Source organism: Streptomyces eurythermus, assembly GCF_014649115.1.
Taxonomy (GTDB): domain Bacteria; phylum Actinomycetota; class Actinomycetes; order Streptomycetales; family Streptomycetaceae; genus Streptomyces; species Streptomyces eurythermus.
The window spans coordinates 106,189-120,041 of sequence record NZ_BMSK01000010.1 but is presented as its reverse complement, the minus strand read 5'-3'; the positions used below and the strand labels follow the sequence as shown (position 1 = coordinate 120,041).

Here is a 13,853-nt window from a genome sequence, read left to right as displayed (position 1 = left end):
AGTGCGGGGGTCAGGCGGTTTCGGCGGCGGTGTCGACGCCGAGCAGTCCGAGCAGCCGGGCGCGGAGCGCGGCGAACCGGGGATCGGTGATCTCACGCGGCCGGTCGAGGTCGATGGCCTCCTCGTGGGCGATCCGGCCGTGGTCCATGACCAGGACGCGGTCGGCGAGCAGTACGGCCTCCTCGACGTCGTGCGTGACCAGCAGCACCGCGCAGCCCCGGCGCTGCCAGACCTCCCCGACCAGGCGCTGGGCCCGGAGCCGGGTGAGCGCGTCGAGCGCGCCGAACGGCTCGTCGAGCAGCAGCAGATCGGGTTCGCGCACCAGGGCGCGGGCGAGGGAGGCGCGCTGGGCCTCGCCGCCGGAGAGGGTCTTCGGCCAGGCGTCGACACGGTGACCGAGACCGACCTCGTCCAACGCCCGTTCCGCCACCGTCCGTTCGGGCCTGCCGGGCAGCCCGAGCAGAACGTTGCGCCACACCTTCTTCCAGGGCATGAGCCGGGGCGCCTGGAAGGCGACGGCCCGCCGGCGCGGGACCAGCGCGGTGCCCTCGATGTCCCGGTCCAGGCCCGCGAGGATGCGCAGCAGGGTCGACTTGCCGCAGCCGCTGCGGCCGAGCAGGGCGACGAACTCGCCGGGCGCGATGTCGAGTCGCAGGCCGTCGATGACCGCGCGGCCGTCGAAGGAGCGGGTCAGCCCCTCGACGTGGACCGCGGGTCCGGTCACCGTCCGGTGAACGTCGGTCGCCATTGCAGCAGCAGCCTTTCGAGGGAGCGGACGATGAAGTCGGCGAGCAGACCGAGGAAGGCGTAGACGATCAGGCAGACCACGATCACGTCGGTCCGCAGGAAGTCCCGCGCCTGCACCATCAGGAAGCCGATGCCGGCGTCGGCGTTGACCTGCTCGGCGAAGACGAGCGCGAGCCAGGCGATGCCGAGCGAGTAACGCAGTCCGGTCAGCGCCCCGGGCAGCGCGCCCGGAAGCACCACATGCCGTACCAGACCCCACCGGGAGAGCCCCAACGACTCTCCGGCCTCGATGAGTTGGGTGTCGACACCGCGGATGCCCGCGTACACGTTGAGGTAGAGCGGGAAGGTGACACCGAGGGTGATGATCGCGGTCTTCGGGGCCTCGCCGATGCCGAACCAGATGATGAACAGCGGGATGAGACCGACGAACGGCACCGTCCGCAGCATCTGCACCGGCGCGTCCACCAGGTCCTCGCCGATCCGGAACAGCCCCGCGAACAGGGCGAGTCCGGTGCCGGTCACCGTGCCGAACAGCAGACCCAGCGCGACACGCCGGAGCGAGGTCGCCATGGCCGACGGCAGCGAACCATCGCTCACCAGGTCCCAGCCGACCCGCGCGATCCGGCCCGGCGAGGCGAGCACGTCCGGGGCCAGGACCCCGGTGACGCTGAGGAGTTGCCACAGGGCCAGCAGCAGGAGCGGGCCGCTGGTGCGGCGCAGCCAGCGGGGGACCCGGGCGCGGCGGGCCGAGACGGGAACGACGGGCTGGAGGCCGGGGAACGCGTCTTTGTCAGGGTGCCCAGGTCCGGAGATACCCGAAATATCGGTTGAGGGAGGGTTGGGTGGGGCGTGGCTGATGCTCATGAACGCTCCAGGGAGAGGGATGGCTCCGCGCCGCAACGCCGTGCTCAAGCCGGTGAGCGGTCAAGGTGTGCGTACGGGCAGACGCGGGCGGCCCGGAGTCCGGGCGGAGGAGTCAGGAGAGGGGAAAGGCGTCAGCGGCCGGTGCGACACGCGGCGGAGGCCACCCGCAGCAGGTCGATGTGACCGCGCGTGGTGAGCAGGGCTGAACGCGACATGCCGCCGAACCTAGCCAGGTGGACGTGCACAGGTCAACGGCGTCTCGTTTTGTGGACCTGCCGTATCAGAAATGGGGGGTGCCGGACGTGTGAAATCCGGCGCATGGGTCAGGATGGGGGCATGTCCGATGCCTTCACCACGCGTGTGCTGCACGTCTCCACCGGTACCCGGGAACGTGTCGTCGATCTGACCGCCGACTGCGAGGAGTTCCTGCGGGAGGCGGCGGCCGGCCGGGACGGTCTGCTCAACATCTTCGTCCCGCACGCCACCGCCGGGATCGCCGTCATCGAGACGGGCGCCGGCAGCGACGACGACCTCCTCGCGGCCCTGCACACCCTGCTGCCCGCCGACGACCGCTGGCAGCACCGGCACGGCAGCCCCGGCCATGGACGCGATCACGTCCTGCCCGCCATCGTCCCGCCGCACGCCACCCTCCCGGTGATCGGCGGACGCCTGGAACTGGGCACCTGGCAGTCGGTGTGTCTGGTGGACACCAACAAGGACAACCCCGACCGCCGGGTACGGCTGAGTTTCCTCGGCTGAGGCGCCGGGGGACGGCCGGGCTCTCCCGGGGCGGCGCGGAACGGCCCCGCCACGGGGCGGGGCCGGACGGGTCAGTGGCGCCCGGCGGCGCCCTCCTCGTCCGCCTTCTCCTTCTTCGCGTTCTTCAGCCGCGCGGCCTCCTTGCGGACCTCGGCCTGGGTGGCGCGCTCCTTCTCCAGCCACTCGGGCCGCTCCTGCTTGAGCGCCTCGATCTGCTCGGTGGTCAGCGCCTCGGTGACGCCGCCCCGGGCCAGACCCGCGATGGACACGCCCAGCTTGGCGGCCACCACCGGGCGCGGGTGGGGACCGTTGAGCCGCAGCTCGCGCAGCCACTCCGGCGGGTCGGCCTGGAGCTCGTTCAGCTCGGCGCGGGAGACCACACCCTCCTGGAAGGAGGCGGGGGTGGCGGGGAGGTACACACCCAGCTTCTTCGCCGCGGTCGCGGGCTTCATCGTCTGGGTGCTCTGCTGCGACTTCATGAGGTCAAGGGTATCGGCCGTGTGCGCGGGCGCCGACCACGGCGGGAACCGGACGGACGCCGGCGGCCGGTAGTCTGGCCTGGTGACAGGCTCGGAGGAATCACCGTCGTTCCGGCTCGCGTACGTTCCCGGGGTGACGCCCGCCAAGTGGGTGAGGATCTGGAACGAGCGGCTGCCCGGCATCCAGCTCACCCTCGTCCAGGTCCCGGCCGCCGAGGCGCCCGGGGTGCTGCGCGCGGGGGAGGCGGACGCGGGCTTCGTCCGGCTGCCGGTCGACCGTACGTACTTCAGCGCGATCCCGCTGTACACGGAGACCACGGTGGTCGTGGTCCCCAAGGACCACCTGATCACGGCGGCGGAGGAGGTGACCCTGGCCGACCTCGCCGACGAGGTGCTCCTGCACCCCCTGGACGACGTCTTCGACTGGGAGGCCCCGCCGGGCGAACCCGCCTTCGAGCGCCCCGCCACGACCCCGGACGCCATCGAGCTGGTGGCGGCGAACATCGGCCTCCTGGTCGTACCGCAGTCGCTGGCCCGCCTGTACCACCGCCGGGACCTCACCTACCGCCCGGTCGTCGACGCACCGCAGTCGAGCATCGCCCTGTCCTGGCCCGAGGAGGCCACCACCGACCTGGTGGAGGACTTCATCGGCATCGTCCGCGGCCGCACGGTCAACAGCACCCGGGGCCGTACGACGGCCCGACCCGCGGCCGACGCCCGGCCGGGGCGCTCCGACCGGAGCGGCACCCAGCAGAACGGCAAGTCGACGGCGAAGTCGTCGGCGAAGTCCTCCGGCAAACCGGCGGGCCGCACGGCGGGCGCCCGCACCGGCGGCCGGCCGGCCAAGCCGGCCAAGCGGGGCAAACCGCGCCGGAGGTCCTGAGCGCGGCCTGCCCAAGACGGCACGGAAGGGCGTTCACCGCCGCCGGCGGCCGCCGTCTCCTCACGTACCCGGCCGTACCCCTTCCACGGCACCGCCCTCCCCCCGCCCCGGCCCGGCCGGCTCCGCGGCCTTCTCCGGCTCGGGCCGGACATGGCGTTCCCGCATGTCGGCGACCGCCAGCAGCAGGGCGACCAGGATGATGCCGACGGCGGAGAGCAGCCCCATCTGCATCGCCGTGTCGGTGCGGCCGTGGTTGGCGAGGTGGGCGAAGTACACCGAGCCCACCACCGCGATCCCGGCGGCCGAGCCGACGCGCTGGCCCGTCTGGAGGACGCCGCCGGCCGCGCCCGCGCGCTGCACGGGGACCCGGGTGAGCGTGAGGGTGGTGTTCGGGGAGACGGTCAGGCCGGACCCGATGCCTCCGACGAGCAGCGGCAGCGCCGACGCCCAGCCCAGGTTCGGCCCGGGTACGAGGGCCACCGCCACCATCACTCCGAGCAGCCCGAGGGCCACGCCGCCCAGCCCGATGACGACCAGCTTGCGGCCGAACCGCACCACCAGCCGCCCGCCGGCGGCGGCCCCGACCGCGGAGGCAGCGGCGAACGGCAGCACCGTCAGCCCCGACGCCAGCGCGCTGTAGCCGACGCCGTTCTGCAGGTACAGGGCGTAGAGGAAGAAGACGGTGGTGAAGCCCGCGAAATAGGTGAGGCTGATCAGGGCGCCCAGCGTGAACGAACGCAGGGAGAACAGGCCCAGGTCCACCAGCGGGGCGCGTCCGAGCAGTCCCTGCCGGCGCTCCCAGGCCCAGAACGCGCCCAGCAGGACCAGGGCCACCGGCATCAGCGCCCACTTCTCCCGTCCGGTCCACTGCTGCTCCTGCACCAGGGGCAGCATCAGCGCGAGCACGCCCGCGCCGAGGAGCAGCACCCCGAACAGGTCGAACACCTCGCGCTTGCCCGCCGCCGGGTAGCGGGGCAGCAGCCGCACTCCCGCGGCGAAGGCGGCCACCCCGATCGGCAGATTGACGAAGAACACCCAGCGCCAGCCGTCGTCGGTGCCGGCGGCGTCGATCAGCAGCCCGCCCACCAGCGGGCCCGCCGCCGTCGACACCCCGATGACCGTGCCCAGCACACCGAAGGCCTTGGCCCGCTCGGCGCCCTGGAACATCTGCTGGATCAGCCCCGAGGTCTGCGGCGCGACCATGCCCGCCGCCGTGCCCTGGATCAGCCGGAACACCACCAGCCAGCCGGGGCCGGAGGCGAGCCCGCACGCCAGCGAGGCCACCGTGAACAGGGCGAGGCCGACCAGGAAGGCCTGACGCCGGCCGCGCATGTCGCCCAGCCGGCCGGCCGGCACCAGCGCCAGCCCGAAGGTGAGGGCGTACCCGGAGACCACCCATGACTGAACCGCCTCGGAGGCCCCCAGCCCGTGCTCCAGGGAGGGAAGGGCCACGTTCACGATCGAGGTGTCGAGGAGCGAGATGAATCCCGCCGCCAGACAGACCCCGAGCGCCTTCCACCGCCGCTCGTCGGGGGCGGGCCGTGCCTGGACTGTGCTCATGGGGTCACGCTATGCAGTCACGGTCGACCGCGCACGCGCAGAGGGCCGTCCGTAGCGGAGCCACGCCCGCGCAGGTCCGTTCCGAGGCCCGCGCTGCTTCAGCGGGCCCCGTCGCGCAGCCAGTCGTACACCGGCCCCGCCCTGAAGTCCGCCTGGCCGCCCCGCAGCAGTAGTGACGCGGTGCCGAACTCGGGGGCATCCGCCTGGGCGGGGACGTACGGGAGGGCGATGCAGCGCATGCCGGCCGCGTGGGCCGCGGCGGCGCCGGGGGCCGCGTCCTCCAGGACCACGCAGTCGGCCGGGGCTGTGCCGAGGCGGCGGGCCGCCTCGAGGAAGATGTCGGGGGCCGGCTTGCCGTGGGGGACCTCGTCGGCCGAGACCGTCGTCCGCAGGTGCGCGGCGAGGCCGGTGCCCGCGAGGACGGCCTCGATGGCCTCCGGGGAGGAGCCCGAGGCCACCGCCATGGGGACGTTCCCGGCGGCCAGCAGCTCCACGAACGCGCGCATCTCCGGGTACGCGTGCGTGCGGGTGCGGGCCAGGTCCAGATAGCGGCGGTTCGTCTCGGCCAGCAGCTCCGGCTCCGAGGCGCGCAGTCCGTAGCGCTCCCGCCAGATCCGCACCGTCCCCCGGGTGCTGATGCCGACGTAGCCCTCGTGGTCCGCCCAGGTGAATCCGGGGACGCCGTGGGCGGCCAGGGTCTGCCGGCTCGCCTCGTAGTAGTGCGGCTCGCTGTCCACGAGCGTTCCGTCGAGATCGAAGATGACCGAGAGGGTGCCGAGATCGCTCATGGCGCCCAGCATGCCAACCGTCAGCCGCGTGCCGTCGCCCGGCCGACCGACTCCACCAGGGGCAGCAGCCGGTACGGGACCCGCTCGCGCAGCGCCACCTCGGTGCGGGTGCGCACCACGCCCGGGAGGCTGATCAGCTTCTGGATCACGTCCTCCAGGTGCGCGTTGTCCCGGCCCACCACCCGGGCCAGCAGATCCCCGCCGCCGGTGATCGAGAAGGCCTCCACGATCTCCGGCACGGCGGCCAGCGCGTCCCCCACGTCGTCCAGGTGTCCCTGGGTGACCTCGATGTGCACGAACGCCAGCACCGGATGGCCCAGCGCGGCGGCGGAGAGGGAGGGGCCGGTGCCGGTGATCACGCCCTCCCGCTCCATCCGGTCCAGTCGGGCCTGGAGGGTGCCGCGGGCCACGCCGAGGATGCGGGCGTACTCGCGCACGCTGGTGCGCGGCTGCTCCAGGAGCAGTCGCAGGATGCGGGTGTCGAGTTCGTCCACGGCCATGATGGACGACTGTACCAATGGCCCAGCCGAGGTGGAGCCCCGTATGCCCTCCGACCTGGTCCGTTGGCATTCCGGTGGGTACGGGTGGAGTGACCGTGCTGGGCCAATGGACCGGCGAAACGGGGCTCACTTGAGCCAGTGAGCCCGGTGATGCTCTCATGGACGTGTCAATGGCGCTGCGGGTCCCCGCGGCGCCTTTTCCGTATCGGTGTTCCCAGGGGAGGGCAGCAGTGCTGAAGAGGATGTTCGTGGCACCGGACCCAGGGCGGACGCGGTTGCGCTTCGCCGCGCGGGCCGTCCTCGGCATCGGGCTGGCGGTCGTGGTCTGCGGACTGGCCGGACACTCCCTCCCCGGAGCGGTCACCGGGGGGCTCGCCGCGTTGCTCGCGCTGTTCACCGTCGCCGACCCCACCGTGCGCGGCCAGGCGGTCACCACCGCGTTGCTGCCCGTCGTGGGCCTGCCGGTGCTCGCCGCCGCGGCCGGACTGCACGACCACCCCGTCGCCCGGGACCTGGCCTTCCTGGCCGTCACCGGCGCCGGCGTCTACGCCCGGCGGTGGGGCCCGCGCGGGCACAGCCTCGGCGTGTTCGCCTTCATGACCTTCTTCGTGGCCCAGTTCCTGCACGCCACCCCGGACCGGCTGCCCGAGCTGTACGCCGCCGTGCTGCTGTCCGTGCTCGCGGCGGCCGGCGTCCGCTTCGGCCTGTGGTGCTACGAGCGCCGGCTCGCCCCGGCCGCCGCCCCACCGGCCCCGCTCGGCGGCACCGGCCTCGCCCGGGTGACCACCCGGCAGGCCGTCCAGGCGACCGCGGGGGCCGGCTTCGCGCTCGTGGTGGGGCAGCTGGTGTCGGGGCAGCGCTGGTACTGGGCCGTCGGCGCCACCTGGTGGATCTTCGTCAACACCGCCTCGCGCGGCGAGACCCTGGTCCGCGGCTTCCGCCGGGTCCTCGGCACGGTGCTCGGCATCGGCCTGGGCCTGCTCGTCACCGTCCCCGTGCACGGCGCGCCCGTCCCGACGGCGGTCCTCGTCGCCGTCTCGGTCTTCGGCATCTTCTACACCGCCGCCGTCTCCTACACCTGGATGATGCTCTGGGTGACCCTGCTCGCCACCTCTCTCTACGGCCTGCTCGGCGTCCTCAGCCCCGGGCTGCTCGCGCTGCGGCTCGCCGAGACCGGGGTGGGCGCGCTCGGCGCCGTGCTCGCCGTCCTGTGCGTGCTCCCGGTCACCACGCACGCCACCACCGACGCCTGGATCCAGCGGGCCCTGCGCTGCGTGCACGCCTGCACCGCCGAGGCCGCGGCCCGGCTGGCCGGCTCCGCCACCGCCGACCCCGCCCCGCGCGTCGCCGAACTGGAGCAGCTGCTCGGCCGGGTACGGCTGTCGGTGGCACCGCTGGTGCACCCGCTGAACCCGATGCCGGCCCGCAAGGCGCGGGCCCGCCGGGTCCTGGCGCTGCTCGACGACTGCGCCCGCGAGGTCCGCGGCCTGGTCGCGATCGCCGCCGACCCCGAGGCATCCCACGACGCCCGCCTCGCCGCCGCCTGCTGGCGGGTGGAGGCGGCCGTCGAGGCCCTCACCGCCGGCCGCGCCGAACCCGTCGCGCACCCCGCCGAACCGCCCGCCGAACCCGCCCTCGCCCATCTGCACGGCCTGGAGCGCGCCCTCGCCGATCTCGCGGAGCCGCTGCGCACCCCGTCCCGGTCCCGGCTGGTCGAGGCCTGAGCGCCCCGGCACGGCACGAACCGCCCTGCCGCCGCCCCTTGGTCTAGACCGCGCCGGGGGGACTGCTACCGTCGGCCCCGGACCGGCTCGACGGGCTCGACCGAGAGGGGACAGCGGTGGCAGGGGACGGCAGGGCGGGCAGGCGCCGGGCGTTCATCGGATCGTTCACGGCGGCGGGCGGCCCCGGACTGGTGACCGCCGAGGTCGCGCCGGGCGGCGGGGCCCTCACCCTGCTGTCCGCCGTCAAGGACGTCCCCGACCCCTCCTACCTGGCCCTCGCGCCGGACGGACGCACCCTCTACGCGGTCAGCGAGACCGCCGAGGGGGCCGTCGCCGCCTACCGTGTCACCGGGGACCGGCCGGAACCCGCCGGGCCCCCGGTACCGGTGGGCGGCAGCGGCCCCACCCACCTCGGCCTGTACGCCGGGCACGTGCTGACCGCCAACTACGGCTGCGGCAGCGTCACCGCCGTACCCCTGCGCCCGGACGGCTCGCTCGCCGGCATGCCCTCCGGACGGCTCCAGCACACCGGCTCCGGGCCGCACGACCGGCGGCAGCGCGGCCCGCACGCCCACCAGGTGCAGCCCGACCCCAGCGGCCGGTGGGCCGTCAGCGTCGACCTCGGGACGGACTCGGTCCGGGTGTGCACCCTGGTGGACGGCAGCCCCGTCGTGCACCGCGAGTTCGCCCTGCGCCCCGGCTCCGGCCCGCGCCATCTCGCCTTCCACCCGGACGGCGGCCACGCCTACGTGGTCAACGAACTGACCCCCACGGTCACGGTGTGCCGCTGGGACGCCGGGCGCGGCACGCTCAGGCCCCTGACCGAGGTTCCCGTGCTGCGCGACGCGCCGGCCGGCGACGCCTACCCGTCCGGGATCGTCGTCTCGCCCGACGGCCGCTTCGTGTGGACCGCGACCCGCGGCGAGGACGTCCTGTCGGTCCTCGCCGTCGAGGCGGACGGGCTCCGGCTGACCGGCACGGTGCCCTGCGGCGGGCACTGGCCGCGCGCGCTGGCCGAACACGACGGCTTCCTCTACGCGGCCAACGAGCGCTCCGGCGACGTCTCCTGGTTCGCCGTGGACCCGACGACGGGCGTCCCCCGCTACGACGGCTCGGTGCGGGTCGCCGCGGCCTCCTGCGTCGTCTTCGGCTGAGGACGGGAGCGGACGAGGAGGGGGCGGGCCTAGGAGCGGGGGGGGGCGGGCCCAGGAGGGGGCGGGAGCGGACCGCCGGGTGGCGCCGCGCGGTCCGGATACGGCGAGGACCGCGGGGTGGTGCCGCGCCGCCCGGGCACACGCGGATCGCGGCGGAGGCGCCACGCCGCCCGGATACGGCGACGGGCCCGCTCCGGTAGGGAGCGGGCCCCGTGTCGTACGCGAGCCCTGAGCCCTGGTGCGCCGGTGGCCGGCGGATCAGCGGACCGGGGCGCCCTGCGGCTGCCGCGGAGCGATGCCCAGCGCCGTCGTGTACTTGGCGAGCGCGAGCTTGCCGACCGCCGGGTACGCGCCCAGCGCCTCGGCCGTCGCGCAGCCCGCCTCCTCGGCCGCCGCGGCGAGCAGCTCCGGGTCGATCTCCGGGCCGATCAGGTACGGCGCCAGGGCCAGCTGCTGCGAACCCGCGGAACGCAGCTGCTCGGCCACGGAGGAGATGGAGCCCTCCTGGTCCAAGGCGGCCGCCATCACCGGCACGGCCAGGCGCGCGGCGAGCAGCATGCCGGTGATCCCGGCCGCCTGCACGGCCTCCTCGCCGCCCACGGACGCCAGGATGATGCCGTCGGCGGCGGTGGCCACGGTGAACAGCCGGGCGCGGTCGGCACGGGCCAGACCCGCCTCGGACAGCCGCACGTGCAGCGCCTCGGCGAGCAGCGGGTGCGGGCCGAGGACATCGGTCAGCTCGGCGGCGACCCGGCTGTCCATCACGGCCTGCCGGATCCGCCGCAGCAGCGCGCTGTCCGGACCGGCCAGCAGCGGGACGACGACGGCGGCCGGCCCCTCGGGCTCCGTGACCCCCTCGACCCCGGCGGCGAGCGCCTGCTCGTACCGCGCGGTGCGCTCCTCGGCGGCGCGCGCCAGCACGGAGCGGAGCGTGGGGAACTCGGTGTCGTCCCCGTCCACATACCCGATCCGGGCGTCCAGGCCGGGCAGTTCGGAGCGGGCGATGCTCACGACCTCCTCGGCGAGGCCGCGCGTGCCGGCGCTGGGCGCGCCGGGCACCGCGAGGACGAGCGCGGGCGCGCCCTCGGGAGCCACCAGCGGTTCCGGGCGGCGGTGCCGTCCGGGCTGGCGGGGGCGCGGCATTCGTACGGGCAGGCCGGACGCGGGTCCAGTGGGGGAGCTCATGGCGCCGCATGTTACTGGTTTCGTGGGCTCCTCCGTTCGGGGAGGGTGCAGGTGAGCGGTATCCGTCCGGTTTTGTCTGATGAGTTACGCGCGGATACCACCCGGACCGGGCACATGCCGGACGCATGACCCGGCACCGGGACGGAACCGCCCGAACGGGACCCTCAGCCGTTCTGGTCGCGCACCACGTACAACAGCGCCGGTTCACCCGGCAGGGTGAGCCGGTCCGTCGCCAGATCCGTCGCGATCCGCACCGCTCCGTGCAGCGGATCTCCTTCGGCCGGCACCTGCCGGGCGTGCGGCAGCCGGCGCGCCAGCTCCTCGCGCAGCGGCCCGAGGAGCGGGTCCCCCATCCTGAACAGACCGCCGGTCAGCGCCACTTCGGGGGCGCCGTCGGACGGGCACACGGCGGCGGCGGAATCGGCCATGTGCCGGGCCGCCGCGCGCAGGACGTCCGCGGCGACCGGGTCGTGCGCGGCGCACGCGGCCACCTCGGGCGCGAACGAGGCCAGTACGGCGGCCCGGTCGGCCCGGGGATACAGCAGGCCGGGCAGGCCGCGCACCGGGCCGAATCGCTCCTCGGCGCGGGCCAGCAGCGGCGCGGAACCGTCGTCGCGGCCGTCGTGGGCGCGCAGGGCGGCCTCCAGACCGGCCCGCCCGATCCAGGCCCCGCCCCCGCAGTCGCCCAGCAGATGCCCCCAGCCGTCGGCCCGCCGCCAGCCCGTCAGATCCGTGCCGACGGCGATCAGTCCGGTGCCCGCGGCCAGCACGGCGCCCGGACGCGGCCCGAGGGCGCCGACGTACGCGGTGACGGCGTCCGCGGCCAGCGCCACCGCGCGCACACCCAGTTCCCGGGCGAGGGCGCCGGGCAGTTCGGCGCGCAGGGCCTCGCCCAGGCTGGCGAACCCGGCGGCCCCGACGGCAGCCGTGGGCAAGGCGTCGAGCCCCGCCTCGGCGGCCAGGGACCGGGCCACCGGGGCGAGTTGGGCCATCAGGTGGGCGGGGTCGATGCCTCGGGCGCCGGTACGGACCGGCTCCCGGGTCTCACCCCGCGCCGAGGGCTCCCGCCCGGGCACACCGACGGCGACCCGGAGGCCGGAACCGCCGGAGTCCACGGCGAGATATCCCGCGGTCGTCACGGCAGACGCCAGTCCACCGGCTGTCCGCCCTGCTGCATCAGCAGGTCGTTGGCCCGGCTGAACGGGCGCGAGCCGAAGAAGCCGCGGTCGGCCGACATCGGCGAGGGGTGCGCGGACTCCACCGCCGGCAGACTGCCGAGCAGCGGACGCAGATTGCGGGCGTCGCGGCCCCACAGGATGGACACCAGCGGCTTCCCGCGTGCCGCCAGGGCCCGGATCGCCTGCTCGGTGACCTCCTCCCAGCCCTTGCCGCGGTGCGCCCCCGGACTGCGCGGCGCGGTGGTCAGCGCCCTGTTCAGCAGCAGGACGCCCTGCTGTGTCCACGGGGTGAGGTCCCCGGTGGACGGCTGCGGCAGCCCCAGGTCGCTGTGCAGCTCGCGGAAGATGTTGATCAGGCTGGGCGGCAGCGGGCGTACCTCCGGCGCTACGGAGAACGACAGCCCCACCGCGTGCCCGGGCGTGGGGTACGGGTCCTGGCCGACGATCAGGACGCGTACCTCGTCGAAGGGCTGCTGGAAGGCCCGCAGGACGTTCGGTCCGGACGGGAGATACGTGCGTCCCGCGGCGATCTCCGCGCGCAGGAAGTCGCCCATGTCGGCGATCCGTCCGGCGACGGGTTCGAGGGCCTTCGCCCAGCCCGGTTCGACGATTTCATGCAACGGTCGTGGTGCCACGGGCGTCACCCTACTGCCGTACGCCCGTCGCCGATCAACCGACGGCCGCAGCACGACCGGGTCCGGCCACCCGCACCGGCCCGCCCGATCGCCCCCGCCACCGGGTGCGCGCAGGGGGTGCGGCCGGGTTCGTCCGCGAGCCGCTCAGCCGACCACCGCCGCTCGTACGCACAGGACGTCCGGCAGGTGGGCGGCCAGCAGGTGCCAGCTGTCGCCGTCGTCGGCGGAGGCGAACACCTCGCCGTTGCGGTTGCCGAAGTACACCCCGGCGGGGTCGTGGTCGTCCGTGCACAGGGCGTCCCGCAGCACCGGGCCGTAGTGGTCCGCCTCCGGCAGGCCCTTGGCCAGCGGCTCCCAGGACCGGCCCGCGTCGGCCGTGCGGAACACCCGGCAGCGGTGCTCGGCGGGCACCCGGTCGACGTCGGCGGCGATCGGGAAGACGTACGCCGTGCCGCCCCGGTGCGGGTGGGCGGCCACCGCGAAGCCGAACGTGGACGGCAGGCCCGCGCCGATGTCGGTCCACCGCGCGCCCGCGTCGTCGCTGCGGTACACCCCCCAGTGGTTCTGGAGGTACAGCCGGTCCGGGTCGCGCGCGTCTCTGGCGATCTTGTGCACGCACTGGCCGAACTCCGGATACGGGTCCGGCAGGAACACCGCGGACACCCCGGAGTTGGACGGCGCCCAGCTCGCCCCGCCGTCCGCCGTGCGGAACACCCCGGCCGCCGAGACGGCCACCGTCACGGTCCGCGGATCGCGGGCGTCGGTGAGCACCGTGTGCAGGCCCTCGCCGCCCAGGCCCGGCACCCACCGGGACCGGGTCGGGTGCTCCCACAGCGGCCGGACCAGGACGAAGCTCTCGCCGCGGTCCTCCGAGCGGTACAGCGCGGCCGGTTCCGTGCCCGCGTACACCACGTCCGGCTCGGCCGCGGACGGATGCAGCTGCCAGACGCGCTCCAGGGAGGCGCCGGTGTCCTTCGGGAACTTCACGGCGGGCCGGGCCGGTTCGGCCCAGGTGCGGCCGAGGTCGTCGGAGTGGAACACCGACGGCCCCCAGTGTGTGCTGGAGCCGCCCGCCAGCAGCCGGGGCCGGGACGCCCGGGTGTCGATCGCGACCGAGTACACGGCCTGCGCGTCGAAATACGGACGTTCGTCGAACTCCCAGCGGCCGCCGCCCCGTCGCCGCCCGATGAACAGGCCCTTGCGGGTTCCCACCGCGAGCAGTACCTCGGCCATGACCGATCACCTCCAGGACACCGTTGTCCAGGTAGTCGTCAGATATCGGCCAGTGTGCACCCCACCACTGACAATCCCCCCGCAACGGGCGTCCGCGCAGCTCACGGCCCATGTCACCGGCGAATGGCGAAGATCGGCCGGTTCCGTTCCGGCATGCGCCTGCG

General features: G+C 74.6%; 15 protein-coding genes. 4 read left to right on the top strand and 11 right to left on the bottom strand.

Annotation, left to right across the window (positions count from 1 at the left end; genetic code table 11):
• Nucleotides 1-10: 10 nt before the first annotated feature.
• The 3 genes from IE251_RS20335 to IE251_RS42130 form a co-directional block, all read right to left on the bottom strand.
• Nucleotides 11-748: an ABC transporter ATP-binding protein gene (locus IE251_RS20335; protein ID WP_189754418.1), complete on the bottom strand. Its 738-nt coding sequence runs from the start codon at nt 746-748 to the stop codon at nt 11-13.
• Complete coding sequence (locus tag IE251_RS20330; protein WP_189754417.1) at nt 721-1,611, bottom strand: ABC transporter permease; 891 nt, start codon at nt 1,609-1,611, stop codon at nt 721-723. The genes IE251_RS20335 and IE251_RS20330 overlap by 28 nt, the downstream gene beginning before the upstream one ends.
• Before the next feature lie 131 nt (nt 1,612-1,742).
• Complete coding sequence (locus tag IE251_RS42130; protein WP_350968097.1) at nt 1,743-1,826, bottom strand: putative leader peptide; 84 nt, start codon at nt 1,824-1,826, stop codon at nt 1,743-1,745.
• Nucleotides 1,827-1,947: 121 nt separating this feature from the next.
• On the opposite strand from IE251_RS42130, the gene IE251_RS20325 reads away from it, so the two are divergent.
• Nucleotides 1,948-2,370, top strand: coding sequence for a secondary thiamine-phosphate synthase enzyme YjbQ (locus IE251_RS20325; RefSeq protein ID WP_189754416.1), 423 nt, complete (start codon nt 1,948-1,950; stop codon nt 2,368-2,370).
• Nucleotides 2,371-2,441: 71 nt separating this feature from the next.
• Here the strand turns inward: IE251_RS20325 and IE251_RS20320 are convergent, their stop codons facing one another.
• Nucleotides 2,442-2,849: a DUF5997 family protein gene (locus IE251_RS20320; RefSeq protein ID WP_189754415.1), complete on the bottom strand. Its 408-nt coding sequence runs from the start codon at nt 2,847-2,849 to the stop codon at nt 2,442-2,444.
• An 82-nt stretch (nt 2,850-2,931) separates the two neighbouring features.
• Between IE251_RS20320 and IE251_RS20315 the strand changes: the two genes are divergently transcribed.
• A complete protein-coding gene (locus tag IE251_RS20315; protein WP_189754414.1) occupies nt 2,932-3,732 on the top strand; it encodes a LysR family substrate-binding domain-containing protein in 801 nt (266 codons plus the stop codon).
• 60 nt (nt 3,733-3,792) lie between these two features.
• Here the strand turns inward: IE251_RS20315 and IE251_RS20310 are convergent, their stop codons facing one another.
• From IE251_RS20310 to IE251_RS20300, 3 genes are all read right to left on the bottom strand, one after another.
• The gene (locus IE251_RS20310) at nt 3,793-5,292 is read right to left on the bottom strand and encodes an MFS transporter (protein WP_189754413.1); all 1,500 of its coding nucleotides are present in this window, start codon (nt 5,290-5,292) and stop codon (nt 3,793-3,795) included.
• Between the two features lie 98 nt (nt 5,293-5,390).
• On the bottom strand, nt 5,391-6,080 hold the full coding sequence (locus IE251_RS20305; protein ID WP_189754412.1) for an HAD family hydrolase: 690 nt from the start codon (nt 6,078-6,080) through the stop codon (nt 5,391-5,393).
• A 20-nt stretch (nt 6,081-6,100) separates the two neighbouring features.
• Nucleotides 6,101-6,580, bottom strand: a complete 480-nt coding sequence (locus IE251_RS20300; protein WP_030775346.1) for an Lrp/AsnC family transcriptional regulator — start codon at nt 6,578-6,580, stop codon at nt 6,101-6,103.
• Nucleotides 6,581-6,810: 230 nt separating this feature from the next.
• Between IE251_RS20300 and IE251_RS20295 the strand changes: the two genes are divergently transcribed.
• Both IE251_RS20295 and IE251_RS20290 read left to right on the top strand, forming a co-directional pair.
• Nucleotides 6,811-8,304 carry an FUSC family protein gene (locus tag IE251_RS20295; protein WP_189754411.1) on the top strand — a complete coding sequence of 498 codons (1,494 nt, stop codon included), beginning with the start codon at nt 6,811-6,813 and terminating at the stop codon, nt 8,302-8,304.
• Nucleotides 8,305-8,420: 116 nt separating this feature from the next.
• Nucleotides 8,421-9,458 carry a lactonase family protein gene (locus IE251_RS20290; RefSeq protein WP_189754410.1) on the top strand — a complete coding sequence of 346 codons (1,038 nt, stop codon included), beginning with the start codon at nt 8,421-8,423 and terminating at the stop codon, nt 9,456-9,458.
• Nucleotides 9,459-9,716: 258 nt separating this feature from the next.
• Here IE251_RS20290 and IE251_RS20285 read toward each other — a convergent pair whose 3' ends face one another.
• From IE251_RS20285 to IE251_RS20270, 4 genes are all read right to left on the bottom strand, one after another.
• Nucleotides 9,717-10,643, bottom strand: a complete 927-nt coding sequence (locus IE251_RS20285) for a sirohydrochlorin chelatase (protein WP_189754409.1) — start codon at nt 10,641-10,643, stop codon at nt 9,717-9,719.
• 164 nt (nt 10,644-10,807) lie between these two features.
• Nucleotides 10,808-11,782 carry an N-acetylglucosamine kinase gene (locus IE251_RS20280; RefSeq protein WP_189754408.1) on the bottom strand — a complete coding sequence of 325 codons (975 nt, stop codon included), beginning with the start codon at nt 11,780-11,782 and terminating at the stop codon, nt 10,808-10,810.
• Nucleotides 11,779-12,456 carry a uracil-DNA glycosylase gene (locus tag IE251_RS20275; RefSeq protein ID WP_189754407.1) on the bottom strand — a complete coding sequence of 226 codons (678 nt, stop codon included), beginning with the start codon at nt 12,454-12,456 and terminating at the stop codon, nt 11,779-11,781. The genes IE251_RS20280 and IE251_RS20275 overlap by 4 nt, the downstream gene beginning before the upstream one ends.
• A 144-nt stretch (nt 12,457-12,600) precedes the next feature.
• Nucleotides 12,601-13,689: a WD40/YVTN/BNR-like repeat-containing protein gene (locus IE251_RS20270; RefSeq protein ID WP_189754406.1), complete on the bottom strand. Its 1,089-nt coding sequence runs from the start codon at nt 13,687-13,689 to the stop codon at nt 12,601-12,603.
• Nucleotides 13,690-13,853: the final 164 nt, after the last annotated feature.

Bases quoted from the DNA above. Each gene is read 5' to 3' on its own strand.
- IE251_RS20270 (WP_189754406.1), bottom strand. From the start codon at position 13,689: ATGGCCGAGGTACTGCTCGCGGTGGGAACCCGCAAGGGCCTGTTCATC.
- IE251_RS20330 (WP_189754417.1), bottom strand. From the start codon at position 1,611: ATGAGCATCAGCCACGCCCCACCCAACCCTCCCTCAACCGATATTTCG.
- IE251_RS20320 (WP_189754415.1), bottom strand. From the start codon at position 2,849: ATGAAGTCGCAGCAGAGCACCCAGACGATGAAGCCCGCGACCGCGGCG.
- IE251_RS20300 (WP_030775346.1), bottom strand. From the start codon at position 6,580: ATGGCCGTGGACGAACTCGACACCCGCATCCTGCGACTGCTCCTGGAG.
- IE251_RS42130 (WP_350968097.1), bottom strand. From the start codon at position 1,826: ATGTCGCGTTCAGCCCTGCTCACCACGCGCGGTCACATCGACCTGCTG.
- IE251_RS20285 (WP_189754409.1), bottom strand. From the start codon at position 10,643: ATGAGCTCCCCCACTGGACCCGCGTCCGGCCTGCCCGTACGAATGCCG.
- IE251_RS20325 (WP_189754416.1), top strand. From the start codon at position 1,948: ATGTCCGATGCCTTCACCACGCGTGTGCTGCACGTCTCCACCGGTACC.
- IE251_RS20305 (WP_189754412.1), bottom strand. From the start codon at position 6,080: ATGAGCGATCTCGGCACCCTCTCGGTCATCTTCGATCTCGACGGAACG.
- IE251_RS20335 (WP_189754418.1), bottom strand. From the start codon at position 748: ATGGCGACCGACGTTCACCGGACGGTGACCGGACCCGCGGTCCACGTC.
- IE251_RS20310 (WP_189754413.1), bottom strand. From the start codon at position 5,292: ATGAGCACAGTCCAGGCACGGCCCGCCCCCGACGAGCGGCGGTGGAAG.